Below are 26570 nucleotides of genomic sequence, written 5' to 3' on the forward strand. Positions count from 1 at the left end.
CAGGAAGGCCAGGTCATCGAAGGCGTGCTGCGGACGCCCGATGCATCGCTGTGGTATCCGATTCTGCACGGGGTTCCCTGCTTCCTGAGCGGCCCGATGCAGCCCGACCTGACCGATTTCTGCTCACGCTACGGCTTGCCGAAGCCGGCGACCGCGCAGAGCCGGCCGGAAGCCGATGAGCAGGCCAAGACAAATCAGACCTTCTCGGACAAGTGGCGCCGCTTCAAGCAGTATGGGCTACAACCCGAGCACAAGGAATTTCTGTTCGGTTGGTATTGCAAGAAGCTAGGGCTGCCCGATCTGGACGCCTTGAAGGCTTTCTACCGGTCCAAGCAGCGCGTGCTCGAGGTCGGTCCAGGGTCGGGCTTCAACACGAGGTTCATCGCTGAGAACTGCCCGGGCGAGGTGTTCGCGCTCGACGTGTCTGATGCGGCGTTGACGACGTTCGAGAATACCCGCGATCTCGAGAATTGCTCGGTCGTCCAGGCCGACTTGATGGAAGCTCCGTTCCCCGACGACACGTTCGACTTCATCATCGCGGATGGAGTGCTACATCACACGCCCAACACCAGAGCGGCGGTGGAGGCCCTGTACCGGAAGGTCAGGCCCGGCGGCCAGTTCTTCTTCTACGTCTATCGGAAGATGGGAGCCGTGCGCGTCTTCGCCGACGAACACGTCCGCCAGAATTTCATGCCGCTCTCCGCGGAGGAATGCTATGCGGCGTGCGAAGGGATCACGGAGCTGGGCCGGGAGCTATCGCGGCTGAACGCCACGATCACGCTTGAGAAGCCGATACCGGTGCTCGGGATTCCCGCAGGAACGCACAACGTTCAGCGATTGCTGTACTATAACTTCCTGAAATGCTTCTGGAACGAGGCGTTCGACTATGAAACAAACAATATGGTCAACTTCGATTGGTATCATCCGCACAACGCCTGGCAGCACAGTGATGACGAGGTTGCGGGCTGGATGAAGGAGCTTGGAGTCAAGGACTATACCTTCAATGACTCCAATCCGAACGGGATTTCGGTCTTGCTGACGAAGCCAACGGTCTGACACGGGCATGCGGATACTATTGACGGGCTGTAGCGGTTTCGTCGGCTCCGCTCTCGGCCCTCGGTTGGTGGCCGAGGGGCACGAGCTTTTCTGCGTCTGCCGGCCGGGAACGTCGGTCGCCTTCGGAACGAGCGTGGTTTGGGATGGAGCGGCTTCGATCGAAGCTTCCAGCTTCCCCAAGGCCATCGATGTTGTTGTTCATGCCGCTCAGTCGCGGCGCTACCGCGATTTCCCCGCGGATTCGCGCGAGATGTTTGACGTCAACGTCGGCATGACGATGCGGCTGCTGGATTGGGCGGCCCGGGCGGCAGTCAAGCATTTTTGCCTGCTTTCGTCGGGGGCGGTCTACGAGCCGTTCGCAGGAGCGCTGAGAGAGGATGCCGGCCTTGCGCCCCCCGGCTTCCTCGGCGCGAGCAAGTTTGCTTCTGAAGTCGTTGCGAAGCCGTTCTCCAGCATTTTTTTCCTGAGCACTCTGCGGTTGTTCTTTCCGTACGGCCCTGGCCAGCGCGATCGACTCATTCCGCAACTGGTACGCAGGATCCAGGACGGTGGGGCGATCCAGCTCTCTGGCGGCGCGGAGGGGATTCGCCTCGCTCCCACCTTCATCGACGACATCGTCGAGGTCATCCTTGCGAGCATTGCGTCGTCCTGGACGGATACGCTCAACGTGGCCGCCCCCGAGACGCTCTCAATCCGGCAGATCGCGAACACGATAGGTCAGCAGCTCGGCCTCGAACCGAAGTTCGAGATCGTGAACCCGAACACCCCTGCCGTCGATATTGTTCCTGATCTGAGCCGCCTTGCATCTCGTTTGGACTTGCGGCGATTTGTGCAGTTCAGGGAAGGGATTCAAAAGACGATCTCGGCGAGCCCTGTCGACGCACCGGATCATCGTCTGGCTGAATCGCAACACCGTTAGTAGAGGCCATGACGCTGAAGATTCTGACTATAGTTGGTGCCCGGCCGCAGTTCATCAAGGCCGCGGCCGTCAGTCGCGCGATCCGGGAGACCGAGGGGCTCTCGGAAGTGATGGTGCATACCGGCCAGCATTTCGATCCGAACATGTCCGACGTCTTCTTCGAAGAGCTCGACATTCCCAAGCCGCGACATCATCTCGATATCAATGGCGGCGGCCATGGCGATATGACGGGACGCATGCTGATGGCGATCGAGCCGATCCTGCTCGAGGAAAAGCCCGACTGGGTCGTCGTCTACGGCGATACCAATTCGACGCTGGCCGGTGCTCTCGCGGCGTCGAAGTTGCACATTCCGGTCGCACATGTCGAGGCGGGCCTCCGATCGTTCAACCGCCGCATGCCTGAGGAGATCAACCGGGTCGTGACAGACCATCTCTCCGCTCTGCAGCTCTGTCCGACGACCACGGCCGTCACCAATCTCGCCGCTGAAGGCGTGACGGCCGGCGTACATCACGTCGGGGACGTGATGTACGATGCGACCCTGTTCGTGACCGACAAGGCAGAGAAGAGCTCGGCGATATTGACCAATCTCGGGTTGGCCTCGAAGACATATGCGCTCGCGACGATCCATCGCGCCGAGAACACCGGCGATCGGCAGCAGCTCCTCGCGGTCGTGCAGTTCTTGCAGGATCAGTCGCGCAAGTTTCCGGTTGTCCTCCCGCTGCACCCACGCACCCGACAGGCTGCGCTGGCGATGGGGGTCGATCTGAGCGGCTTGAAGGTCATCGATCCGGTGGGCTACCTCGATATGGCGAAGCTTCTGCACAACGCCCTCGAAGTCTATACGGACTCGGGAGGGGTACAGAAGGAGGCCTATTTCCATCGTGTGCCGTGCATCACGTTGCGTGACGAGACCGAGTGGACCGAGACCATCACGCACGGGTGGAACCGGCTCTGGAGGCAGTCGTCGCAGGCGGTTCGGCGCGATATCGACGAGTATGGGACTGGTCGCGCTGCCTACCATGTCGCGCGCCTGTTGAGCTCAGGCGGTCCGCGCTAGCCTTGCCGTCGGGAGAGGCCTCCAGCATGGCTTCCAGGGTTGTAGCTTTGCCGCTATGGCGCTATCAGAGGCCCAGTTAGATGGTTTTCAGGCCGATTATCCATAACAACCCCGTACGAGTGATGAAATGAATTCCGAATTGATCGCGAAGCTCAACGACAGAACGGCCAAGATCGGCATCGTCGGTTTGGGCTATGTCGGCCTGCCTCTGATGCTTCGCTATTGCGAGGTCGGCTACAAGGTGATCGGCTTTGATATCGACCAGACCAAGGTCGACGCGCTTCGTGCCGGCCGCTCCTATATCGAGCATATCTCGAGCGCCAGCATCAAGAATGCGACGGAGCTTGGGTTCGAGCCGACGACCGATTTCTCGCGCGCCCGCGAGGTCGATGCGCTTATCCTTTGCGTTCCGACGCCGCTCAACAAGTATCGCGAGCCCGATCTCAGCTTCGTGCTTAACACCACGGAGTCGCTGCTGCCGTATCTCCACCGGGGAATGGTGTTGTCGCTCGAAAGCACGACCTATCCCGGTACGACGGAGGAGGAGCTGAAGCCGCGCATCGAAAAGTGCGGCTTCACCGTCGGCAAGGACGTATTTCTCGTCTTCTCGCCGGAACGCGAAGATCCCGGCAACCAGAATTTCACGACGCGTTCGATCCCGAAGGTCTGCGGCGGCTGCACGCCGGCATGTCTTGAGGCCGGCATCGCGCTCTATCGTCAGGTGATCGACAAGGTCGTCCCGGTGAGCTCGACGCAGGCCGCCGAGCTGACCAAGCTCCTGGAGAATATCCATCGCTCGGTAAACATCGGTCTCGTCAACGAGATGAAGATGGTTGCCGACAAGATGGGGATCGACATTCACGAGGTGATCCGCGCGGCGGCAACCAAGCCGTTCGGTTTCGTTCCGTACTACCCGGGGCCCGGCATCGGCGGCCACTGCATTCCGATCGACCCGTTCTATTTGACATGGAAGGCGCGGGAATACGGCATGCACACGCGCTTCATCGAGCTCGCCGGAGAGATCAATTCCTCGATGCCGGATTACGTGGTGTCGAAGATCTCGCTGGCGCTCAATCAGAGGCACAAGTCGATCAGCGGCAGTTCGATCCTGGTTCTCGGCATCGCCTACAAGAAGAATGTCGACGACGTCCGCGAATCGCCTTCGGTGGCGTTGATGGAGCGGCTTCGTGATCTCGGCGCCAAGGTGTCCTACAGCGATCCGCACGTCCCCTCGTTCCCGAAGATGCGGGCGCATTCGTTCGATCTGTCGAGTGTCGTGCTCACCGAGGACAATCTGCGGCAATTCGATTGCGTCCTGCTTGCGACCGACCACGACAAGTTCGATTATCAACTGCTCGGCGCGCATGCGCCGCTGCTGGTCGATTGTCGCGGAAAGTTTCCCCAGCCGGCGGACAATATCATTCGCGCCTAGGCGATCTCGCAGGCGCTCCGGCTGCCATTCGCCCAGAATCGAAGCACTAGGCGGCCTCAGCACCTGGTCGATGGTCGCTCACTGCGACTGTCGACGCCGCCGTCTGGTCGAAGGCCGACCGTGGTGCAATGTACCAGAGCAGGAAGAGCAGTCCGGTGCCGTTCGTGAGCAGGGCTGTCGAAAGCGGTACATTGAGAAGAACTTGCGGAAGAAGTCCGGCGGATAGCAGCACGAATTGCGGCGGCAGCCCGGACGAGAGGCGATTGCCGAGAGCAATGATCAGGCCGCAGCCCAGCGCGGACACCGGGGCGAGCACGAGGCCGACCGAAGCGATGCCTTCGGTGGCAAACAGCGAAGCGTTGAAAGCACCGAGATCGTAGGACCTCGCCATGACGGCCCATATGGGCTCGTTGTAGGCGCACGCGACCACGAGCTTCACGGCGTTGATCTGGCAGAAATGGGTCAGCGGATGTGCCGAGAAGTAGTTGTTGTAGATTTCGAGGGCGAGTGACGGGATCGCAACCATCCTGGTGTTGACGGTGCCGAAATAGACCAGTCCGGGGGTCAGTGGAAACAAGTCGGTCTTGACCAGCACGAACAGGATCATGCCAATCAGGACGGGCAGGAAAAACGACAGGATCGTTGCAACCCTGGCCTCCGCCAGCTTGCAGACGAGCGCGAGAAACAGCAGCCAGACCGGCGCGAACAGCGCCATCTTGGTCAGCATGATTGGGTAGATCAGGAGCATCAGAACGAGCGCGATCCCTGCCTGCCAGAGCCGCTTGCTGGTGACGAAGCAGGCAAAGGCGAGCGGCAACAGGGCGTTTGAGACGATCCAGACCGCATATCGCAGGATGCCCGGCAATGCGACCTCCGCGCGATATTTGTACATCTCGTTGAGATCGACCAGCTTGAGGTTGTAGAGGGCGCCGATGCCGATGATCGCGGCCGAGGCGATCAGGATGACGGAAGGCATCATGTGAAAGGCGCGGGCCGGCATGACGACGGCCTGCCGCATCGGCGCGGTGATAAACAGCGTGGGGACAAGGAAGGCGAACGCCGACAGCACGATCGAGATGAGCGCCAGGCGGTGATCGTAGTCGAGCAGCGAAAACTCGATCAGCCAGAGATATCCCAGAACCATGATGTAGAAGTAAAAGCCGACGAGATAGCCGAAGCTGAAGCAGCTGATTGCGAACAGGATGACGACGGGACTGAACATCAGAACGTTCAGGATCGCAGATGTCAGGTGCGATTTGTCGAAGCCGATGACGCCCGGGAAAGAATCTGTGATCGTGATGCAGTACAGAGAGATGCAACAGATCGCGACGTGGGCATAGGCGAGCAGGGCAAGCTTGGCTTGGCGCCAGCCCAAATCCGGCTCCAGCTGCATGACGCGATGGTTCATTCTCATTGCCGCCGTACCGGGCTCCGCGTTTGGCCTGTCTCGTTGTGATCGTCGTATTCGGCCAGGCTGGGTCCGAATAATCGCCACACGATGACGCCTCCTGGGTCCAACGACATGCCACGGCGCTGCTAGGACGACAAGGATAGGCTGGTGCTTCGTGGCGCTTTTCCTGCCCGGTGATGCAGGGGCGGCGTTGCCTTGCGCAACAAATCCGCCGCGGGCCGTGTTGCCCGATCGGCGCAAGGCCTTGCCTTATCCCGCGTTTTCTGGGTAATGGACGCTATGCTGCGGCCCGCAAGGCCGCTTGTTCCCTCGGCTTTTCGGCTGACTGCAACGGTCGGCTGCGAGACAAGACAGGGCCTGTTGCATGATCAGATTTGGCCTGCTCGGGTGCGGGCGTATCGCCAAGCGCCATTCCGATCTCCTGGGTGGCAATCACATCGCGGGAGCGAGCCTGGTTGCAGTCTGCGATCCGCTTCGTGCGCGTGCCGATGCGATTGCCGGGAAGTTCGCCGTTCCCGCCCATTACGACATAGACGAGTTCCTGGCGCGCAAGGATATCGACGCCGTTGCCGTGCTGACGCCGAGCGGGCTGCATCCGGCGCATGTGATCGCCTGCGCCAGGGCCGGCAAGCACGTCGTGGTCGAGAAGCCGATGGCGCTGCGGTTGCAGGATGCCGACGACATGATCCGGGCCTGCGACGAGGCCGGCATCAAGATGTTCATCGTCAAGCAGAACCGCTTCAATGTGCCGGTGGTCAAGGCACGCGAGGCGCTCGATGCCGGTCGCTTCGGCAAGCTCATCCTGGGGACGGTCCGGGTGCGCTGGTGCCGCGACCAGGCCTATTACGACCAGGACGATTGGCGCGGCACCTGGGCCTATGACGGCGGCGTGCTGACCAATCAGGCGAGCCACCATGTCGATATGCTGGAGTGGTTCTTCGGCGACGTGGTGAGCGTGCATGCGCGCGCGACGACGGCACTCGCCAACATCGAAACCGAGGACACCGCCGTGGCGACGCTGAAGTTCCGCAACGGCGCGCTCGGCATCATCGAGGCGACCACCGCGGCGCGCCCGACCGATCTCGAAGGCTCGCTGTCGATCCTGGGCGAAAAGGGCACGGTCGAGATCTCCGGTTTCGCGGTCAACCAGATCCGGCACTGGCGCTTTGTCAACGAGCTGCCGTCGGACAAGGACGTCGTGGAGAAGTTCTCGGTCAACCCGCCCAACGTCTACGGCTTCGGCCATCAGGCTTACTATCATCATGTGGTCGATTGCCTGGAGAACCAGCGCGCGGCGCTGGTCGACGGGCTCGAGGGCCGCAAGAGCCTGGAGCTGATCTCGGCCCTCTATGAGTCGATCGAAACCGGAGAGGAAGTTGCCCTGCGGTTCACGCCGCGGCTGAGCCGGCTGGGTGTCGTTTCGTGAATCGGCCGGAAGTGCATCAGGCCGACGTGCGCGACGTCGCGTTCGGCGAACGCGTCAAGATCGTCGAGCCCTGCAATCTCTACGGCTGCAAGCTCGGTGACGACTGCTTCATCGGGCCTTTCACCGAAATCCAGAAGGGCGTGGTCGTCGGAGCACGCACCCGCGTGCAATCGCATGCTTTCGTCTGCGAGCTCGTCACCATCGGCGAGGACTGCTTCGTCGGGCACGGCGTGATGTTCGTCAACGACACGTTCTCCACCGGCGGCCCGGCGCGCGGACGCAAGGAGCTGTGGCGCGAGACGGTGATCGGCAACCGGGTGTCGATCGGCTCCAACGCCACGATCATGCCGGTCAGGATCGCCGACGACGTCGTCATCGGCGCAGGGTCTGTCGTGACCAAGGACATCACGACATCAGGCACCTATGCCGGCAATCCGGCGCGCCGGCTGCTGGCGAGCCAATAGGGGGAATATCGATGCCGGTGCCGTTTGCCAACCTGCAACTGCAATACCAGTCCATCAAGGGCGAGATCGATGCCGCGATCGCCGGCGTGATCCGCGACAACGCGTTCATCCGCGGCGGCTATGTCGATGCCTTCGAGCGCGAATTCGCCGCGGCCGCGGAGGTCGCTCATTGCGTATCCTGCGCCAACGGCACCGATGCGCTTTACCTCGCCATGCGCGCGCTGAAGGTGAAGCCGGGCGACGAGGTGATCACGACGGCGCATTCCTGGATCTCGACTGCGGCGATGATCACCCATTCCGGCGCCACCGTCGTGTTCTGCGACACCGACGACGCGACGTTCACGATCGATCCGGCTGCGATCGAGGCCGCGATCACGCCGCGCACGGTCGGCATCATCCCGGTGCATCTGTACGGCCAGCCAGCGGACATGGACGCGATCATGGCGATCGCGCAGAAGCACAAGCTCTGGGTGATCGAGGATTGCGCCCAGGCCCATCTCGCGCGCTACAAGGGCCGCATGGTCGGAACGTTCGGCGAGGCCGCGACCTATTCATTCTATCCCGGCAAGAATCTCGGCGCGATGGGCGATGCCGGCGCGGTCGTCACCAATGATGCGGCGCTCGCCCAGCAGATGGCGATGCTGGCGCGCCATGGCGGGCTGGTGAAGCACCAGCACCACATCGAGGGCGTCAACAGCCGGCTCGACGGCATGCAGGCTGCGATCCTCTCGGCCAAGCTGCCGCATCTCGCCGCATGGACCGAAGCCCGGCAGGCCGCAGCCGAGGTCTACGACGCCGGCCTCAACCAGATCGAGGATGTCGTGGTGCCCGAAGTGGCGCCGGCGCGCAGCCACGTCTACCATCTCTACACGATCCGGTATCCGCGCCGCGACGCGCTCGCCGCGCATCTCAACGCCAATGGCGTGCAGACCGCGATCAACTATCCCACCGCGCTGCCGTTCCTGCCGGCCTATGCCCGGTTTGGCCACCGGCCGGAGCAATTCCCCAACGCGCATCGCGATCAGGGCCAGATTCTCTCGCTGCCGATCTTCGCCGAGATCACGCGCCAGCAGCAGGCCGAAGTGATCGACCTGGTTCGGAAGTTCTGATCGCGAAGCTAAGCCCCCGCACGATGCGAGGCTATCTTCGCTGCAGCAGCGGCTTCAGGAACGCTTCGAGATTGGGGCCTGAGTACAGATAGCCCCTCACGCCCGCTGCGCGCGCGGCCTCGAGATCGGTCGGTTGATCACCGACCAGAAAGCTCCGTTCGACATCGACCGGAAAGCGCTCCAGGAGATCGGTGATCATGCCCGGCGACGGTTTGCGTCGGGGGCTGACCTGCCGATATCGCTCAACGGTCCCTTCCGGGTGGAACGGGCAGTACTCAAAGGCGTCGATGTGCGCGCCGATCTTGCCGAACTCGGCTGCCATCCAGTCGTGGAGCTCTTGGACGTGCGCCTCCTCGTAGAGGCCTCTTGCCACGCCTGACTGATTGGTCACGACGAACGCAAGATAGCCCATGTCGTTGACGGCCTTCACCGCCTCGCGCGCGCCGTCGATCCAGACCAGCCTGTGGCTCTCGAACAGATAGCCGATGTCGTGGTTCAGGACGCCGTCCCGATCGAAGAAAACCGCCGGCCGTCGCGGCTCACTTTTGCAAGCGCTGCTCATGAGGTGATGATCCCGTCTCCACGAGGCATGAGCCAGCTCAATAGTTCACAATGCCGCGCGCGACAATGTGGACCGAGCATGCCCCGGGTGGCCTCAAGGCTATCGCTCGTCCGCAATCACCTTGCCATCGTTCGGCAGCGAGCCTGCGCCGACCAGCTCGACGGCGCCGCCGAGTTTTGTCACGGCACGCAGCGTGGCCGCGACCTCGTTCAACAGCGCATCCGGCGCTGAGGCACATTCGGCTTTCAGCGTCATCGCGTCGGCCTCGCCGGCGCGCGTGACGACGAGGCGCAGCCGTCCGAGTTCGGGATGGCGCTTGCCGATCTCGGCGATCTGCTCGGGGCGCACGAACATGCCCTTGACCTTGGTGGTCTGGTCGGCGCGGCCCATCCAGCCCTTGATGCGCATGTTGGTGCGTCCGCACGGGCTCGCACCGGGCAGGGCGGCGGTCAGGTCGCCGAGCGCGAGGCGGATCCACGGATGATGCGGATTGAGCGAGGTCACCACGATCTCGCCGACGTCACTGGGCGCAACCGGATCGCCGCTGCCGGGCTTGACGATCTCCAGGATCAAATCCTCATTGACCGTCATTCCCTCGCGCGCCGGCGTCTCGAATGCGATCAGGCCGAGATCGGCCGTGCCAAAAGCCTGATAGGCCTCGACGCCGCGCGATTTCATCTCCTCCTGCAACGATTTCGGAAATGCGGCGCCCGAGACCAGGGCGCGCTTGATCGAGGACACGTCGCGGCCGCCCGCTGCGGCGGCGTCGAGCAGGATCTTCAGGAAATCGGGTGTGCCGCTATAGCCGACCGGGCGATAGGCCTCGATCAGCTCGAATTGCTGTTCGGTATTCCCTGGGCCAGCCGGGATCACCGCGCAGCCGAGCGCCCGCGCGGAGGCGTCGAAGATGAAGCCGCCGGGGGTGAGGTGATAGCTGAAGGTGTTGAGAACCACGTCCCCTTCGCGAAAGCCGGCCGCAAACAGCGCCCGCGCGCCGCGCCAGGGGTCCGCCTGGCGGCCTTCGGGCTCGAAGATCGGTCCGGGCGAGGTGAACAGCCGGGCAAACGAGCCGGGCTTGTCGGCCACGAAGCCGCCGAAGGGCGGCGCGGCCTTGTGCAGGGCCGGCAGTTCCGATTTGCGCAACACCGGCAGCCCCGCCAGCGTCTGCCGGCTGGTGATGGAGGCGGGGTCGGTGCCCCTCAGCAGGTTGGCATAGGCGGGCGCCGCCATCGCCCTGCGCAGCACATCCGGCAGCCGGGCGAACAGGGCGGCCTCGCGCTCGGCCGGCTCGCGCGTTTCAAGGGCATCGTAATGGTCGGTCATGGCAGGTCCTTGAGAGGATTTGCACAGGTGGCGTGCCGGTCCGCCCGTGCTATCAGACGGTGACCGCTGACATTGGGACGGTTCCAGGGAGCACGATGGCTGAGGCAGAGAGCGTTGCGGCGGACGGGGCCGCCGACGTCGTCGCGAGGTTGAAGCACCGCATCATCGACCACGCCTTGCCGCTGTGGTCGACGGTCGGCTGGGACGGCACGGCCGGCGGCTTTGTCGACCGGCTGCATCAGGATGGGACGGCCGACAACGCCGCGCCGCGCCGCCTGCTTGTGCAGGCGCGCCAGATCTATTGCTACGCCAAGGCGGCCCAGATGGGCTGGTATCCCGAAGGCCGCGCGATCGCGCTGAAAGGGCTGGACTACCTGCTGGCCAAGGCCAAGGCGCCGGATGGCAGGCCTGGCTTCGTCTTCAGCCTGACGCCGGACGGCGGCGTGCATGACCCGCTGCGCGACACTTACGGCCATGCCTTCGTGCTGCTCGCGCTGGCGACCGCCTATGGCCTCGACCAGGACGCCCAGATCCGCGCCGAGATCGACGCGCTGCTGTCGTTCCTCGACACCCAGCTGCGCTCGCCCCATGGCGGCTTCCAGGAAGGCCTGCCGCCGTCGATGCCGCGCCGGCAGAACCCGCAAATGCATCTGTTCGAGGCGATGATCGCCTGCTTCGACGCGACCCACGATTTGTCGTTCCAGAACCGCGCCGGCGATTTCTTCGCGCTGTTCCTGGCCAATCTCTACGACAAGCAGACGCACACCCTCGGCGAATATTTCGAGGAGGACTGGTCGAAGATCCCGCCGGCCAGCGTCGAGCCCGGGCACCTCGCGGAGTGGGTCTGGCTGCTGAAGGGATTTGAGCGGATCACCGGTTGCCCCACGGGGCGCCCGCGCGGCGAGCTGTTGGCCTCTGCGCTGCGCTACCGCGACGCCACCGGCTGCCTGATCGACGAGGGTGATACGGAGGGCAACATCCGTCGCCACAGCAGGCGGCTGTGGCCGCAGAGCGAGCTGGCGAAGGCCTGGATCGCGCAGGCGGAGTCGGGCGAAGCCGGCGCTGCGGACGAGGCCCGCGCGGCGCTGGTGCTCCTGGAGCGGCACTATCTCAGCCATCCCGTGGCCGGCGGCTGGTACGACCAGTTCGACCGCGACGGAAATTCGCTGGTCGCCACGATCCCGGCGTCGTCGTTCTACCATGTGCTCTGTGCGGTCACTGAGGCCGAGCAGGTGCTCGGATAGAACCGCTTTCCTGGTCTGGCGCGTTTTCTGCACACGCAACTCCGTCCGAAAACGCTCGATACCCTCACAGCCAGCGCTTGCGCCGCTTGAAGCTCTTCAGGTTCTTGAAGCTCTTTCGCTGGTCGCCGGCGCCGCCGAGGTAGAATTCCTTGACGTCCTCGTTGTCGCGCAGCTCGTCGGCGGAGCCGTCGAGCACCACCTTGCCTTGTTCCATGATGTAGCCATGGCTCGCGACCGACAGCGCGGCGCGGGCGTTCTGCTCGACCAGCAGGATCGTGACCCCGAGATCGCGGTTGATCTCCTTGATGATCGCGAACACTTCCTTGACCAGCAGCGGCGACAGCCCCATCGATGGCTCGTCCATCAGGATCATCTTCGGGCGCGCCATCAGCGCGCGGCCGATCGCGAGCATCTGCTGCTCGCCGCCGGAGAGGTAGCCGGCGAGGCCGGTGCGCTCCTTCAGCCGCGGGAAATATTTGAACACCACGTCGATATCGGCCGAGACCTCGCGGTCGCGCCGGGTGAAGGCGCCGAGCCGCAGATTCTCCAGCGACGTCATGTCGGCGACGATGCGGCGGCCTTCCATCACCTGGAAGATGCCGCGGCGGACGATCTTGTCGGGATCGATGCCGTTGATGCGTTGGCCCTCGAACAGGATCTCGCCGCGGGTGACTTCGCCGTCCTCGGTCTTGAGCAGGCCGGAGATCGCCTTCAGCGTGGTCGACTTGCCGGCGCCGTTCGCCCCGAGCAGCGCCACGATCGCGCCCTTCGGCACCTCGAGGCTGAGCCCGCGCAGCACCAGGATGACGTCGTCATAGACGACCTCGATGTTGTTGACGCTGAGCAGTGGCGGCGGCGGGACTGCCGTCGGCACCGGGCGGGTCGCTTCGAGGGTTTCGTTCATGGTCTCGATCACTCTCCACGGTCGCCACCCGCGTTTCCTGCGCATCTGCGCACTGGAGCGGGTGACCCAGTATTCCAGAGACGCCGGCGATCAATCGAGAGGCCGCGGCGGACTGGATCCCCCGCTTTCGCGGGGGATGACGATTGTTGTCGAGGCTGCGCTGGTGGCAGCCTCACGGCCTTACCAGCCAAACCATTCCGGCTTGCGCGGCAGTTCGACGGTCTTCACCTTCTCGAGCTTGATCGTGCCCTTGGTCATCAGGTCGTTGATGTCGCCATCGGTCGCGCCGGAAACCTTGGCGCGATAGAGGTCGACCTTCGTTGTCGGGCGATGATCCTTCTCGGTCCAGTTCGATGGATTGCAGACGCCGTCCATGCCGGCCGGCACCCAATCCTTCTTCTGGTAGAAGCCCTTGGCGACGTTCTCGCCGGTGGCGCCGCCGTTCTTGGCCGCCCAATCCAGCGCTTCCTTCATGTAGAGCGCGCTGCACACCGCGGCGATGTAGTGCACCGGGCGATAGATCTTGCCCGACGGATCGGACATCTTCGAGATTTCCATCACCGTCTTCATGCCGGGCGCGTTGCCGCCCCAGCCGACCGCCGTGCGCAGCGGGAAGATCACGCCGTCGGCGGCATCGCCCGCCGTCTTGGCGGCATTCTCGTCCATGCCCCACACGTTGCTGAGGAACTGGACGTCGACGCCGGCGGTCTTGCAGGCCTTCATGACCGAGATGTTGGAAGCCGCGGTGTTGCCGAGATAGGCGTAATTGGCGCCGGAGCTCTTCAGGCTCAGGCACTGCGCCGAGTAGTCGCCGGGCGACAGCGCGAACACCAGCGGCGGCAGCACCTCGAAGCCGAGCTCGGTCGCGAGCGCCTCACCGGCCGCCTTCGGCGCGTTCGGATAGGGGTGGTTGGCGCCCATGTGGACGAATTTGGGCTTGCCGGGTTTGCCCTTCGCCTTCCAGTCCTCGGCCGCCCAGGTCAGCTCGGCGCGCAGCGCATCCGAGTAGCTCGGACCGTAGAAGAAGTTGTACGGCGCGGGCTTGGCCTTGCCGCTGGTGCCTTCGGGATCGGTCAGTGCGGCCGCATAAGAGCCCGACATATCGGGGATCTTGTCCTGGGCGAGGAAACCGGTCAGCGCCTCGGTGTCCGCCGTGCCCCAGCCCATGATCGCCGCGACCTTGGCGTCGGATGCCGACCACTTCTTGTACAGCGCGATCGCGCGCGGCACCTGGTAGCCATAATCGTTGCTGTCGACGCTGAGCTGCTTGCCGCCGACGCCGCCGTTCTTGTTGACCCAGGCGAAGGTATCGGCGACGCCCTGGCCATAGGGTGTGCCGACGTCGGAGGTGCCGCCCGAGAGGTCCTCCAGATGGCCGATGGCGATCTGCGCCTGCGCGGTGGCGGCCGCGCTGCTGACCAGCAGCGCAAGGGAGACCGAGCTCAAAAGGGATCTAATCGTCATTGGTTGTTTCCTCCTGCTTTTATTGGTTGAACCGAATTTGAGTTGTTCCAAGCGTCAGTGCGAGAACGGATACAGCTTCCAGTAGGCCTTGATCTGCCGCCAGCGATGCGCGAGGCCGTCAGGCTCGAACATCAGGAAACCGATGATGATCAGGCCGATCGCGATCTCGCGCAGGAAGGTGATGTTGTTGTTGAGCTGCAGCGCCTTGTCGATGGCGCTGCCCTTCAGCCAGGCGCTCAGCCATTCCATCGATTCCGGCAGCAGCACGACGAAGGCCGTGCCCATCAGCGTGCCCATCACCGAGCCGGTGCCGCCGATGATGACCATCGCGAGGAACAGCACCGAGCGCTCGATGCCGAAGCCTTCCTGGGAGACCACCAGCTGATAATGCGCGTAGAGCGCGCCGGCGATGCCGGCAAAGAAGGCGGCAAGTCCGAACGACAGCGTCCGGTACTTGGTCAGGTTGATGCCCATGATCTCGGCGGAGAGATAGTGATCGCGGATCGCGACCAGCGCGCGGCCGTCGCGGGTGCGCATCAGATTGGTGACCAGCAGATAGCTGATCACCATGTAGGCGAGCACGACGTAGAAATACTGCCGGTCGCCGCGTAGCGTGTAGCCGAAGATCGAGAACGGATTGGCGCTGGCCGGCACCGAGCCGCCCGAGAACCAGTCGGCGCGCGAGAAGAAGTCGAGCAGGATGTACTGCGCCGCGAGCGTTGCGATGACGAGGTAAAGCCCCTTGAGTCGCGCCGCCGGCACGCCGAACACCAGGCCGACCAGCGCCGTGATCACGCCGGCGAGCGGGATCGCGAAGAACACCGGAATCGGCGCGTTGTTGGAGATGTAGGCCGAGGTGAAGGCGCCGAACAGGAAGAACGCGGCGTGCCCGATCGAGATCTGGCCGGTGAAGCCGACCAGCACGTTGAGGCCGAGCGCCGCGATCGCGAAGATGCCGATCTGGATCGCGACCGAGAGCAGGTAGTTGGACAGCAGCATCGGCGCAAAACAGGCGAGCGCGATACCCAGAATCGCGAAGTTGCGGCTGGTCGCGGTCGGGAAAATCGTGGTGTCGGCCGCGTAGCTGGTGCGGAAATCGCCCGACGGGATGAGGGTGCTCGTTGCCATTGATCAGACCCGCTCGATGTCCTTGGTGCCGAACAGCCCGTACGGCTTGATCATCAGGATGATGATCAGGACGTAGAACGGCGCGATCTCGTACAGATTACCCCAGTGCAGATACTCGCTGTCGACATATTGGGCGACGTTTTCCAGCAGCCCGATGATGATGCCGCCGAGCACGGCGCCGCCGACCGAGTCGAGCCCGCCGAGGATCGCGGCCGGAAACACCTTGATGCCGTAGGCGGAGAGGCCGGACGACACGCCGTTGACCACGGCGACCACGACGCCGGCGACCGCCGAAACGGTGGCCGAGATCGCCCACGCCATCGCGAACACGCTCTTCACGGAGATGCCGAGCGACTGTGCGACCTGTTGGTTGAAGGCGGTGGCGCGCATCGCGAGGCCGTATTTGGAGGCACGGAAGAACCAGGCCATGCCGACCATCATGGCGAGCGAGACCACGAGGCTCATGACATAGACGGTCTGGATTTGTAGCCCGAACAGGCTGACCGACTGGCTCTGGAACACGCGCGGGAACGGCTGCGGGTTGACGCCGAAGATCCACTTCAGCGCCGCCTGGAACACGGTCGAGAGGCCGATCGTCACCATGATCACCGAGATGATCGGCTCGCCGATCATCGGCCGCAGGATCACGACCTGGATCGCGATGCCGAAGATGAACATGAACACCAGCGTGATCGGCATGCCCACCCAGAACGGCACCTGGTACTTCGTCAGCAGCGCCCAGCACACCCAGGCGCCGACCAGCAGCAATTCGCCCTGCGCGAAGTTCACGACCTGCGTCGCCTTGTAGATCAGCACGAACGACATCGCGACCACGCCGTAGAGCGTGCCGACCACGAGGCCATTGACGATCAGCTGGATCAGGAACTGGATGTTCATGTGATGTCGCCAAATTTGCAGATCGTCATCGCCGGGCTTGACCCGGCGATCCATCGCGAATGAAGACCCTTGCGAAGGGGATGGATGCGCGGGTCAAGCCCGCGCATGACGGCCGAATATGCGGATCGAGCGGCTTGAATGGTCATTCCGCGGCCTCCGCGATCACAGCGCGGCCGAGGTCGACTACCTCGAGCGTGGTGCGGACGCGCTGCGTGGTGCCGTCCTGGAAGCGGATCACGGTGTCGACCGGGATGTTGGCCTTGCCGCGGTAGATCGCCTCGATGATATCGGCGTATTTCTCGTTGATCACGCTGCGCCGGACCTTTCGGGTCCGCGTCAGCTCGCCGTCGTCGGCGTCGAGCTCCTTGTAGAGCAGCAGGAAGCGCGAGATGCGCTGCGCGGGCGGCAAGGTGGAGTTGACCGTCTCGACCTCTTTCTTCAACAGCGCGTAGACCTCGGGCCGCGAGGACAGGTCGGTATAGGTCGTGAACGAGATCCGGTTCTTCTCAGCCCATTTCGAGATGATCGAGTAGCGGATGCAGATCATCGCGGCCAGCGCGTCGCGGCCGGCGCCGAGCACGACGGCTTCGGCGACGTAGGGCGAGAACTTCAACTTGTTCTCGATATATTGCGGCGAGAAGCGCTCGCCACGCGAAGTCTCGGCGAGGTCCTTGATGCGATCGATCACCACAAGCTGCCGGTTGTGGTTGTAGTACCCGGCGTCGCCCGAGTGCATCCAGCCGTCCTTGATGTCGGCGACCGACGCTTCGGGGCTCTTGTAGTAGCCGTGGAACATGTTGGGGTGCCGCACCACGATCTCGCCGACGCCGTTGACGTCGGCATTGTTGATGCGGATCTCGATGTTGTCGGCCATTGGAACGCCGGTGGTATCGGGATCGACCTTGCCTTCGGGATGCAGCGTGTAGGCGCCGAGCAGCTCGGTCTGGCCGTACAGCGTACGCAGCGGCACCCCCATCGCCTGGAAGAACTTGAAGGTATCCGGCCCGAGCGCCGCGCCGCCGGTTGCCGCCGAGCGCAGCCGCGTGAAGCCGAGCCGGTCGCGCAGCGCACGGAACAAGAGCTGGTCGGCGAAGACAGAGTGCTTGCCGTCGGCGAGCGCCGCAAGCCCGGTTTTCATGCCGAGCTCGTAGAGCCGCTGCTTGAACGGCGAGGCATCCATCACGCCGGCGCGGACGTCGGCCGCGATCGATTCCCAGACCCGCGGCGCGAACAGCACGAAGGTCGGCGCGATCTCGCGGAAGTCGTTCATCATCGTCTCGGGCTCTTCGACGAAGTTGACCTTCATCCGGGAGAGCAGCGCTTTGCCCAGCGCGTAGATCTGCTCCATGATCCAGGGCAGCGGCAGCACCGAGACATACTCGTCGTCCGGTCCCTTCGGATCGAAGGCGAGATAGGTCGCGCAGTGCCGCAGCACGCGCCCGGCCGAGAGCATCGCAAGCTTCGGATTGGCCGTCGTGCCCGAGGTCGTGCAGAGGATCGCGACGTCCTCGCCGCGCGTGGCGTCGACCAGTCGCTCGTACAGCCCGGGCTCGCGCGCGGCGCGATCGCGGCCCAATGCGACGAGCTTGCCGGCCTCCATCAGCCTCGGATCGTCATATTTCCGCATGCCGCGCGGGTCGGAATAGACGATGTGCCTGAGGTTGGGCACGCGGTCGGCAAGGCCGAGCAGTTTGTCGACCTGTTCCTCGTCCTCGGCGAAGACCAGCTTGGCCTCGCCATAGGTCAGGAGATAGGAAGCCTCCTCGTCCAGCACGTCGCGGTAGAGACCGAGGCTCATCGCGCCGATTGCGTGGCTGGCGATTTCGGCCGCGACCCAGTCCGGCCGGTTGTCGCCGATGATGCCGATCACGTCGCCGCGGCCGAGGCCGAGCTCGACCATGCCGAGCGCGAAATCATGGGTGCGGGTCTGGTAGTCGCTCCAGGTGAATTCGCGCCACAGCCCAAGATCCTTCTCGCGCAGCGCGATCTCGCCTCCATACTCCCTGGCGTTAAGGCGCAGCACCTTGGGAAAGGTGTCGGCCTGCGCGGCCCGACCGGCATAGTTCATCATGCCGCGCTCTCCCGCACCGCCGGCTTGTCGTCGGGATCGACCAGCACCTCGTCCTCTTCGCCGAGATAGGCGCGCTTGACGTGGGGGTCGGCGAGCACGGCGGCCGGATCGCCCTCGGCGATCTTGCGGCCGAAGTCGAGCACCATGACGCGGTGGGAGATGTCCATCACGACGCCCATGTCGTGCTCGATCATCATGACGGTCATGCCGAACTCTTCGTTGAGATCGACGATGTAGCGCGCCATGTCCTCCTTCTCTTCGAAGTTCATGCCGGCCATCGGCTCGTCGAGCAGGATCAGCTGCGGCTCCAGCGCCATCGCGCGGGCGAGCTCGACGCGCTTGCGCAAGCCGTAGGGCAGGGTGCCGGCGGTCGCCTTGCGCACCGATTGCAGATCGAGGAAGTCGATGATCTCCTCGACCTTGCGGCGGTGCTCCAGCTCCTCGCGGCGCGCGCCGGTCAACCAGTACAGCGATCCCGTGATGAAGTTGTTCTTCAGCAGGTGATGGCGGCCGACCATGATGTTGTCGAGCACGCTCATATGGTGGAACAGCGCGAGATTCTGGAAGGTGCGGCCGATGCCGAGGCGGGGCCGCGCGTTCGGGGTAAGGCCGGTAATATCCTGGCCGCGATAGAACAGCTGGCCTTCGGTCGGCCGGTAGCGGCCGGAGATGCAGTTGACAATCGAGGTCTTGCCGGCACCGTTCGGGCCGATGATGGAGAACAGCTCGCCCTCGTTGACGCCGAAGCTGACTTCGGTCAGCGCGCGGACGCCGCCGAAGCGCAATGAGACTCCGCGCACCTCGAGACTGTTAGCCACCCTGTTCCCTCCAGATACGGGCGCTTTGGCGCGCTCTTTATCTTCGCTTCGATCTGACTTCGATCTTACATGGGCCGCCGGAGGGAGACCATCCGACTAATGAGGCCGGCGTTCGGGAGCATCGCTCGCCCCGACCGCCTGCGTCATGCGCGGTAACGCCGCACCCGCCTGCAAGCCCGTCTCTCGCGTCGTCCGCGGTCAGCGATTCATCAAGGCGCTGCACGCGGCGTTAGGCGAGGTGGCTCTGAATACGAGAAAGCGATAGGTTGAATTGTCATGTGCCCGACAATTGGTCAGGAATTTTCGCTGGCATTGCAGGAAGCGGGCTCCTGGCTTCGCGCACGGCGTTGCTGCGGTGCAATATCGTGTCAGTATCTTGGGGTGGGATGCCGTCGCCAGAATGATTGCTGCTGATTACCTCAAGCGCATCGCGGCCTGGTCGCGCGAACTGAGCGAGCAAGAGATCGAGATCGCGCGCGCCGCGGCATTTCCGAGAAGTCCTACCGCGCCAACGAATTCATCTTCATGCGCGGCGACAATTTCCAGTACTGGACCGGCATCGTCACCGGGCTGGCGCGGATGGGCATCGTCTCGCGCGGCGGCAAGGCCGCGAGCTTCGCGGGCCTCACCGCCGGCGCCTGGTTCGGCGAGGGCACCGTGCTCAAGAACGAGCTGCGGCGCTACGACGTGGTCGCGCTGCGCGACACGCGCCTCGCGATGATGGATCGCCGGACCTTCGTCTGGCTGTTCGAGAACAGCGTCGGCTTCAACCGTTTCCTGGTGGGACAGCTCAACGAGCGGCTCGGTCAATTCATCGCGCTGCTCGAATATGGCCGCACGCTGGACGCCACCGCGCGGCTGGCGCGCTCGATCGCCTCGCTGTTCAACCCGATTCTCTACCCCGAGCTGACCTTGCACCTGGAGATTACCCAGGAAGAGATCGGGGCGCTGTCGGGTATCTCCCGGCAGAACGCCAACCAGTGCCTGAAACGGCTCGAGCGCGAGGGCCTGCTGCGGCTCGAATATGGCGGGGTGACGATCATCGAGCTCGACCGCCTACGCCACTACGGGGAGTGACCGGCCCCGGGGCCGAACGACGCCACTTTTCGAGGCTCTAAAGTCCTGATTCCAAACGATTAAGCCATTAGACTTGAAGCAGGCCGGATGCTACAGACCGGCCTCGTCGGGACCGCGCGGTTTTCGCGCTCTCTGGAGATGACATGGCGGTTAAGGATTCGGCGGCTCAGGACTCAGAGCGGCGCGTTGCGCTGATTACCGGCGTCACCGGGCAGGACGGCGCGTACCTCGCCGAATATCTGCTCGGCCTCGGCTATACCGTGCACGGGATCAAGCGCCGCTCGTCCTCGTTCAACACGGCGCGGGTCGACCATCTCTACCAGGACCCGCATGCCGGCAATGTGCCGTTCCTGATGCACTACGGCGACATGACGGATTCGACCAATCTGATCCGCCTGATGCAGCAGATCCGGCCGACCGAGATCTACAACCTCGCCGCCCAGAGCCACGTCCAGGTCAGTTTCGAGAGCCCGGAATACACCGCCAACGCCGACGCCATCGGCGTGCTGCGCCTGCTGGAGGCGATCCGCATCCTCGGCATGGAAAAGACGACCCGGTTCTACCAGGCCTCGACCTCGGAGCTTTACGGGCTCGTGCAGGAGGTGCCGCAGAAGGAGACCACGCCGTTCTATCCGCGTTCGCCCTATGGCGTCGCCAAGCTCTACGGCTACTGGATCACCGTGAACTACCGCGAGGCCTACGGCATTTTCGCCAGCAACGGCATCCTGTTCAACCACGAGAGCCCGATCCGCGGCGAGACCTTCGTGACGCGCAAGATCACCCGCGCCGTCGCCCGCATCGAGGTCGGTCTGGAGGCCAAGCTCTATCTCGGCAATCTCGATGCCAAGCGCGATTGGGGCCACGCCCGCGACTATGTCGAGGGCATGCACAAGATCCTGCTGGCGGACGAGCCCGGCGACTTCGTGCTCGCGACCGGCGAGACGCGCTCGGTCCGCGAATTCGTCGAGCTGGCCTTTGCGGAGGTCGGCCGCAGTATCGAATGGCGCGGCAAGGGCGTCGAGGAGGTCGGCATCGACAAGGCGTCCGGCAACACCCTGGTTCAGATCGACCCGGCCTATTTCCGGCCGACCGAGGTCGACCTTCTGATCGGCGACGCCAGCAAGGCGCGCGCCAAGCTCGGCTGGGCGCCGAAGACGCCGTTCGCGCAGCTGGTGAAGGAAATGGTCGCCAGCGATCTCGTCGAGGCCAGGCAGGATGCGGCCAATGACAAGCACGGCGTTTGAACTGAAAGACAAGACGGTCTTCGTTGCCGGCCATCGCGGCATGGTCGGCTCGGCGCTGATCCGCCGGCTGGCGCGCGAACAGGCCGATCTGCTGACCGTGTCGCGCGGCGAGGTCGATTTGCGCGACCAGGCCGCGGTCAATGCCTGGTTTGCCGCAAAGCGGCCGCAGGCGGTGTTCCTCGCCGCCGCCAAGGTGGGCGGCATCGTCGCTAACAACACGCTGCGCGCCGAATTCCTCTACGACAATCTGGCGATCTCGACCAACGTGATCCAGGCGGCCCATGCCAATGGGTGCAAGAAGCTGATGTTCTTCGGCTCGTCCTGCATCTATCCGCGCCTCGCGCCGCAGCCGTTGCGCGAGGATTCGATGCTGACCGGCCCGCTGGAGCCGACCAACGAGCCCTATGCTATCGCCAAGATCGCCGGCATCAAGATGGCCGAGGCCTATCGCAGCCAGTACGGCGCCGATTTCATCAGCGTGATGCCGACCAATCTCTACGGTCCCGGCGACAATTATCATCCCGAATACAGCCACGTCGTCGCCGCGCTGATCCGCCGCTTCCACGAGGCCAAGGTCTCGGGTGCCGGCAGCGTCGTGGTGTGGGGCACCGGCACGCCGCGCCGCGAATTCCTCTATGTCGACGATCTCGCCGACGCCTGTATCCACCTGATGAAGACCTATTCCTCGCCGGAGCTGGTCAATATCGGCACCGGCGAAGATATCACCATCGCCGAATTCGCCCGCGTCGTTGCAGCCACGGTCGGCTACCGCGGTGAGATCAGCTTCGACACCTCGCGTCCCGACGGCACGCCGCGCAAGCTGCTCGACGTCAGCCGGCTCGCCAAGCTTGGCTGGCGCGCCACGACCTCACTCGAGGATGGCATCAAGCTCGCCTACCAGGCCTATCTGAACGAGACCAAGCAGGCGGCGGAATAGAATTCGACTGCTTCCACGCCGTCATTGCGAGAGCAGCGAAGCAATCCATCACGCCGCTGCGGAGAAATGGATTGCTTCGTCGCTTCGCTCCTCGCAATGACGCTTTTGGCCATCACCTGGCTGCCGCCCGTGGCGGAGCTTTCGCCAGCGCCGTCGCCATCGCCGAGATCAGCGGCTTCATAAAGAACGCATCGTTCGCCGGGTAGATGTCGGTGGATAGGCCGTAGGTCTTCAATTCGTCCGACACCACGGGCCCGACGGAGGCGATCGGGGTCTGCTTCAGGCCCTCGCGCAATTGCGCCTCGCACCGATGCGCCTGCGCCACCTCGATCAGGCGTCGAACCTGACCCGAACTGGTCAGCGCGATCGCATCGATGCGGCCTTGCGCCATTTCCTCGATCGCGGTCACGATGTTGGCGTCGGCGGCTTGCGCATCGTAGACATAAGGCAGCACCGTATCGACCTCGGCGCCCTGCGCCTTGATGGCGCCGATCAGGGTGGCGTGGTCCTTGTCCGGATAGAGCTGCAGGCCGAGCCGATGGCCGCTCAGGTCGAGCTGCGACAGCATCTCGGCGACGCCTTCCGAGGTCGGCTTCTCCGTCGTCATTTGCGGCTCCAGTCCGATCTCGCGCAGCGCGCGGCCGGGCTTGGGGCCGCGGGCGAATTTGCGCGTCTTGCGGAGGCCCGTGACAAACTCCGCCTCGACCCCGATCCGGCGCACCACCTTCATCAGCCTGCGCAGGCCTTCGCCGGTCATCAGCACGAGATCGTCGAGCGGCCGCTCGATGGCGCGGCGAATCCAGGCCTCGATCGGCGCCGGGTCCGGCGCATCGTGGATGGTGAACATCGGGCATTGCAGCACGTCGGCGCCCTGCTCGGCGAGCAGGCGGGAAAACTGCGCCTCCTCGCGCGTCTCGAGGATCAGGATGCGGTAGCCGTTCAGCCGGTCAGCCATGATGGTCCCTAACAAACATTGTCGTCATTTGTTCGATTTGACCCCCGCGCCGGGATTGGCGCAAGGCTGCCTGCGGTGTAGACGGAGGCCGAAAATGAACGTTCCACACATCTGCTCAAGCTTTGGTCAATTGGCATGCCCGACCATCAATTCGTTCTGACCCTGTCCTGTCCGGATCGCCCCGGGATCGTCTCCGCGGTCTCGACGTTCCTGGCGCATAACGGCCAGAACATTCTGGACGCCCAGCAGTTCGACGACATCGAGACCGGCAAGTTTTTCATGCGCGTGGTGTTCACCGCGGCCGATCTCGCGGTCGGGCTGCCGGCGCTGCAGACCGGCTTTGCCGCGATTGCCGAACGCTTCGGCATGGAATGGCAGATGCGTGATCGCGCCAGCCGCCGCCGGGTGATGCTGCTGGTGTCGAAGTCCGATCATTGCCTGGTCGACATCCTCTATCGCTGGCGCACCGGCGAGCTCGAGATGATCCCGACCGCTATCGTCTCCAATCATCCGCGCGAGAGCTACGGTTCGCTCGATTTCGGCGATATCCCGTTCCATCACCTGCCGGTGACCAAAGAGACCAAGCGGCAGCAGGAAGACGCGGTCTGGAAGCTCGCCCAGGACACCAATACCGACCTCGTGGTGCTCGCCCGTTACATGCAGATTCTGTCGGACGAGATGTCGGCGCGACTGTCGGGCCGTTGCATCAACATCCATCATTCCTTCCTGCCGGGCTTCAAGGGCGCCAAGCCCTACCACCAGGCGCATGAGCGCGGCGTCAAGCTGATCGGCGCCACCGCGCATTACGTCACCAGCGATCTCGACGAGGGGCCGATCATCGACCAGGACGTCGAGCGCATCAGCCATCGCGACACGCCCGAGGATCTCGTACGCAAGGGCCGCGACATCGAGCGCCGCGTGCTGGCGCGGGCGATCCGCTATCATCTCGCCGACCGCGTCATCCTCAACGGGCGCAAGACCGTGGTGTTCGTCGACTGATCCGCGGTTCACCGTCCGCATAGTGGAGTTTTGGCTAGCGTGGCGAAATCCTCGGCGAGGATGGCTCCGGCTGGGCTGACTATTGTGCTCGGCCCGGCGCAGCGCGATGCACGCTCTGCGGTCCAGCCGCAGCCTCAGTGGGCGGCGTTGTTCTGCGCCGGCGTTGCCGGCTTGGCGTCGTCGCCGCGCTCGGCCGCAGGCATCAGGCGCTTGCGTTCGCGCTCCTGCATGAACTTCTCGTACTCGGGCGTCCCCGGCCGCGGCGGCGCGTCTGCGGGCAAGCCGCCGGCCCAGGCCGGAATGGTGTCGGCCATTCCGGCCGAGAGCTTCTGGTTCATGGAACTGCATCCCCCGAGCGCGCAGGCCGCGAGCGCGAGGGCCGTCAGGACAGGGGTGGGACGCGTGAAGATTGGCATTCGAGGCAGGATAGAGCCCTGGTCTTTATGGATGATGATCGCCGGCGAGCGTTCGGCTGCAATTGTGCTTGTTTGTTGACATTGCCGCTTCATTTGTACGGCCGTACAAATGAAGCGAGCTTGCGAAGGCAACCGATCTGCGAGGTCGGTTCGCGCCGGGCATTGAGTTTGGCGGGGTGGATTTTGGTATCCTGATACTGGTCGCCACGTTTGGACCCGATCGCGTCGCGCGCGACACACGTCCATCGTCCGATTGACAACAGGACGCTTCGAGACGCCTTGTCGCGTTTGCGGCCTCGCCGCGACACGCTTGGGTTAAGCTAGGGCAAGGCCGGGGACTCGGCTCGAAGAAGATCGGAAGGGGGAGGATGTCGATGTTCAATCGTCGCAAGATGTTGCTGTGGGGCGCCGCTTCGGCCGTGCTTCCGGGTTTGTGCGCCAGCGTGCCGGCGTGGGCGGACGACGCCGTCAAGATTGGCCTGATCCTGCCGATGACCGGCGGCCAGGCCTCGACCGGCAAGCAGATCGATAACGCCATCAAGCTCTACATGCAGCAGAAGGGCGACACCGTCGCCGGCAAGAAGATCGAGATCATCCTGAAGGACGACGCCGCGGTGCCCGACAACACCAAGCGGCTCGCGCAGGAACTGATCGTCAACGACAAGGTCAATTTCATCGCCGGCTTCGGCGTGACGCCCGCGGCGCTGGCCGCGGCGCCGCTGGCGACGCAAGCTAAGATCCCGGAAGTCGTGATGGCCGCCGGCACCTCGATCATCACCGAGCGTTCGCCCTACATCGTGCGCACCAGCTTCACGCTGGCGCAGTCCTCCACCATCATCGGCGACTGGGCGGTCAAGAACGGCATCAAGAAGGTCGCGACGCTGACCTCCGACTACGCGCCGGGCAACGACGCGCTGACCTTCTTCAAGCAGCACTTCACCGCCGGCGGCGGCGAGATCGTGGAAGAGGTCAAGGTCCCGCTTGCCAATCCCGACTTCGCGCCGTTCCTGCAACGCATGAAGGATGCCAAGCCCGACGCGATGTTCGTGTTCGTGCCGGCCGGGCAGGGCGGCAACTTCATGAAGCAATATGCCGAGCGCGGGCTCGACAAGAGCGGCATCAGGGTGATCGGACCGGGCGACGTGATGGACGACGACCTGCTCAACAACATGGGCGATGCCGCGCTCGGCGCGGTGACGGCGCATCTCTATTCGGCGGCGCATCCCTCCGCGATGAACAAGGATTTCGTCGCCGCCTACAAGAAGGCGTTCGGCAACCGTCCGGGCTTCATGGCGGTCAGCGGCTATGACGGCATCCATCTGATCTACGAGGCGCTGAAGAAGACCAATGGTGCGACCGATGGCGACAAGCTGATCGAGGCGATGAAGGGCATGAAGTGGGAGAGCCCGCGCGGCCCGATCTCGATCGATCCGGAAACCCGCGACATCGTGCAGAACATCTATATCCGCAAGGTCGAGAAGGTCGACGGCGAGCTCTATAATGTCGAGTTCGCGACCTTCGAGGCCGTCAAGGATTCCGGCAAGACCAAGAAGTGACGCGCGAAAGCTCCGTTCGCTGCACGTTGTGGCCGGGACCAGCCCGGCCATGACGATCCTGTTGACGTGGTGTCGTTTGCGCCCTCTCGCTTAAGCTGAC

23 protein-coding genes and 1 pseudogene are annotated in these 26570 nt (G+C 63.8%); 13 read left to right on the forward strand and 11 right to left on the reverse strand.

What is annotated here, in order from left to right:
• Nucleotides 1-96 precede the first annotated feature (96 nt).
• The 4 genes from ACVW1C_RS33730 (at nucleotide 97) to ACVW1C_RS33745 (ending at nucleotide 4465) form a co-directional block, all read left to right on the forward strand.
• Nucleotides 97-1056, forward strand: coding sequence for a class I SAM-dependent methyltransferase (locus ACVW1C_RS33730; protein ID WP_456761960.1), 960 nt, complete (start codon nucleotides 97-99; stop codon nucleotides 1054-1056).
• A 7-nt stretch (nucleotides 1057-1063) separates the two neighbouring features.
• Nucleotides 1064-1975 carry an NAD-dependent epimerase/dehydratase family protein gene (locus ACVW1C_RS33735; protein ID WP_456761961.1) on the forward strand — a complete coding sequence of 304 codons (912 nt, stop codon included), beginning with the start codon at nucleotides 1064-1066 and terminating at the stop codon, nucleotides 1973-1975.
• Nucleotides 1976-1983: 8 nt separating this feature from the next.
• Complete coding sequence (gene wecB, locus ACVW1C_RS33740) at nucleotides 1984-3033, forward strand: non-hydrolyzing UDP-N-acetylglucosamine 2-epimerase (protein ID WP_456761962.1); 1050 nt, start codon at nucleotides 1984-1986, stop codon at nucleotides 3031-3033.
• A gap of 127 nt (nucleotides 3034-3160) precedes the next feature.
• The gene (locus ACVW1C_RS33745) at nucleotides 3161-4465 is read left to right on the forward strand and encodes a nucleotide sugar dehydrogenase (RefSeq protein ID WP_456761963.1); all 1305 of its coding nucleotides are present in this window, start codon (nucleotides 3161-3163) and stop codon (nucleotides 4463-4465) included.
• Nucleotides 4466-4511: 46 nt separating this feature from the next.
• Here the strand turns inward: ACVW1C_RS33745 and ACVW1C_RS33750 are convergent, their stop codons facing one another.
• The gene (locus ACVW1C_RS33750) at nucleotides 4512-5873 is read right to left on the reverse strand and encodes a hypothetical protein (RefSeq protein WP_456761964.1); all 1362 of its coding nucleotides are present in this window, start codon (nucleotides 5871-5873) and stop codon (nucleotides 4512-4514) included.
• A 367-nt stretch (nucleotides 5874-6240) separates the two neighbouring features.
• Here ACVW1C_RS33750 and ACVW1C_RS33755 point away from each other — a divergent pair, with 367 nt between their 5' ends.
• Genes ACVW1C_RS33755 through ACVW1C_RS33765 form a run of 3 tightly spaced genes read left to right on the forward strand, consistent with a single transcriptional unit; the run spans nucleotide 6241 to nucleotide 8875 of the window.
• Nucleotides 6241-7302, forward strand: a complete 1062-nt coding sequence (locus ACVW1C_RS33755) for a Gfo/Idh/MocA family protein (protein ID WP_456761965.1) — start codon at nucleotides 6241-6243, stop codon at nucleotides 7300-7302.
• On the forward strand, nucleotides 7299-7766 hold the full coding sequence (locus ACVW1C_RS33760) for an acyltransferase (protein WP_456761966.1): 468 nt from the start codon (nucleotides 7299-7301) through the stop codon (nucleotides 7764-7766). The genes ACVW1C_RS33755 and ACVW1C_RS33760 overlap by 4 nt, the downstream gene beginning before the upstream one ends.
• Before the next feature lie 11 nt (nucleotides 7767-7777).
• Complete coding sequence (locus ACVW1C_RS33765; RefSeq protein WP_456761967.1) at nucleotides 7778-8875, forward strand: DegT/DnrJ/EryC1/StrS family aminotransferase; 1098 nt, start codon at nucleotides 7778-7780, stop codon at nucleotides 8873-8875.
• 31 nt (nucleotides 8876-8906) lie between these two features.
• Here the strand turns inward: ACVW1C_RS33765 and ACVW1C_RS33770 are convergent, their stop codons facing one another.
• Together ACVW1C_RS33770 and ACVW1C_RS33775 are read right to left on the reverse strand one after the other, a co-directional pair.
• Nucleotides 8907-9437 carry an HAD-IIIA family hydrolase gene (locus ACVW1C_RS33770; protein WP_456761968.1) on the reverse strand — a complete coding sequence of 177 codons (531 nt, stop codon included), beginning with the start codon at nucleotides 9435-9437 and terminating at the stop codon, nucleotides 8907-8909.
• A 99-nt stretch (nucleotides 9438-9536) separates the two neighbouring features.
• Nucleotides 9537-10760 carry a phenylacetate--CoA ligase family protein gene (locus ACVW1C_RS33775; RefSeq protein ID WP_456761969.1) on the reverse strand — a complete coding sequence of 408 codons (1224 nt, stop codon included), beginning with the start codon at nucleotides 10758-10760 and terminating at the stop codon, nucleotides 9537-9539.
• A 95-nt stretch (nucleotides 10761-10855) separates the two neighbouring features.
• Here ACVW1C_RS33775 and ACVW1C_RS33780 point away from each other — a divergent pair, with 95 nt between their 5' ends.
• Nucleotides 10856-12004, forward strand: coding sequence for an AGE family epimerase/isomerase (locus ACVW1C_RS33780; protein ID WP_456761970.1), 1149 nt, complete (start codon nucleotides 10856-10858; stop codon nucleotides 12002-12004).
• A 64-nt stretch (nucleotides 12005-12068) separates the two neighbouring features.
• Here the strand turns inward: ACVW1C_RS33780 and ACVW1C_RS33785 are convergent, their stop codons facing one another.
• From ACVW1C_RS33785 to ACVW1C_RS33810, 6 genes are all read right to left on the reverse strand, one after another.
• Complete coding sequence (locus ACVW1C_RS33785; RefSeq protein ID WP_456761971.1) at nucleotides 12069-12908, reverse strand: ABC transporter ATP-binding protein; 840 nt, start codon at nucleotides 12906-12908, stop codon at nucleotides 12069-12071.
• Nucleotides 12909-13088: 180 nt separating this feature from the next.
• Entirely contained in the window at nucleotides 13089-14372 is a 1284-nt protein-coding gene (locus ACVW1C_RS33790; RefSeq protein WP_456761972.1) for an ABC transporter substrate-binding protein, read from the reverse strand.
• Between the two features lie 54 nt (nucleotides 14373-14426).
• A complete protein-coding gene (locus tag ACVW1C_RS33795; protein WP_456761973.1) occupies nucleotides 14427-15500 on the reverse strand; it encodes a branched-chain amino acid ABC transporter permease in 1074 nt (357 codons plus the stop codon).
• 3 nt (nucleotides 15501-15503) lie between these two features.
• The gene (locus ACVW1C_RS33800; protein WP_375788921.1) at nucleotides 15504-16397 is read right to left on the reverse strand and encodes a branched-chain amino acid ABC transporter permease; all 894 of its coding nucleotides are present in this window, start codon (nucleotides 16395-16397) and stop codon (nucleotides 15504-15506) included.
• A 142-nt stretch (nucleotides 16398-16539) separates the two neighbouring features.
• Entirely contained in the window at nucleotides 16540-18468 is a 1929-nt protein-coding gene (locus ACVW1C_RS33805; protein WP_456761974.1) for an AMP-binding protein, read from the reverse strand.
• The gene (locus tag ACVW1C_RS33810; protein ID WP_106328397.1) at nucleotides 18465-19286 is read right to left on the reverse strand and encodes an ABC transporter ATP-binding protein; all 822 of its coding nucleotides are present in this window, start codon (nucleotides 19284-19286) and stop codon (nucleotides 18465-18467) included. The genes ACVW1C_RS33805 and ACVW1C_RS33810 overlap by 4 nt, the downstream gene beginning before the upstream one ends.
• A 400-nt stretch (nucleotides 19287-19686) precedes the next feature.
• Here ACVW1C_RS33810 and ACVW1C_RS33815 point away from each other — a divergent pair.
• The 3 genes and pseudogenes from ACVW1C_RS33815 (at nucleotide 19687) to fcl (ending at nucleotide 22544) form a co-directional block, all read left to right on the forward strand.
• Nucleotides 19687-20363, forward strand: a pseudogene (locus tag ACVW1C_RS33815) (Crp/Fnr family transcriptional regulator).
• 143 nt (nucleotides 20364-20506) lie between these two features.
• The gene (gene gmd, locus ACVW1C_RS33820; protein ID WP_456761975.1) at nucleotides 20507-21607 is read left to right on the forward strand and encodes a GDP-mannose 4,6-dehydratase; all 1101 of its coding nucleotides are present in this window, start codon (nucleotides 20507-20509) and stop codon (nucleotides 21605-21607) included.
• Nucleotides 21588-22544 carry a GDP-L-fucose synthase gene (gene fcl, locus ACVW1C_RS33825; RefSeq protein ID WP_456761976.1) on the forward strand — a complete coding sequence of 319 codons (957 nt, stop codon included), beginning with the start codon at nucleotides 21588-21590 and terminating at the stop codon, nucleotides 22542-22544. Before gmd ends, fcl begins: the two co-directional genes overlap by 20 nt.
• 112 nt (nucleotides 22545-22656) lie before the next feature.
• Here the strand turns inward: fcl and ACVW1C_RS33830 are convergent, their stop codons facing one another.
• Nucleotides 22657-23499 carry a uroporphyrinogen-III synthase gene (locus ACVW1C_RS33830; RefSeq protein ID WP_456761977.1) on the reverse strand — a complete coding sequence of 281 codons (843 nt, stop codon included), beginning with the start codon at nucleotides 23497-23499 and terminating at the stop codon, nucleotides 22657-22659.
• 135 nt (nucleotides 23500-23634) lie between these two features.
• Between ACVW1C_RS33830 and purU the strand changes: the two genes are divergently transcribed.
• Nucleotides 23635-24498, forward strand: a complete 864-nt coding sequence (gene purU, locus ACVW1C_RS33835) for a formyltetrahydrofolate deformylase (RefSeq protein WP_173637658.1) — start codon at nucleotides 23635-23637, stop codon at nucleotides 24496-24498.
• A 134-nt stretch (nucleotides 24499-24632) separates the two neighbouring features.
• Here purU and ACVW1C_RS33840 read toward each other — a convergent pair whose 3' ends face one another.
• A complete protein-coding gene (locus ACVW1C_RS33840; protein ID WP_456761978.1) occupies nucleotides 24633-24836 on the reverse strand; it encodes a hypothetical protein in 204 nt (67 codons plus the stop codon).
• Between the two features lie 452 nt (nucleotides 24837-25288).
• Here ACVW1C_RS33840 and ACVW1C_RS33845 point away from each other — a divergent pair, with 452 nt between their 5' ends.
• Nucleotides 25289-26470 carry an ABC transporter substrate-binding protein gene (locus ACVW1C_RS33845; protein ID WP_456761979.1) on the forward strand — a complete coding sequence of 394 codons (1182 nt, stop codon included), beginning with the start codon at nucleotides 25289-25291 and terminating at the stop codon, nucleotides 26468-26470.
• The last annotated feature ends 100 nt before the right edge of the window (nucleotides 26471-26570 follow it).

It is taken from the genome of Bradyrhizobium sp. USDA 4011, assembly GCF_054063415.1.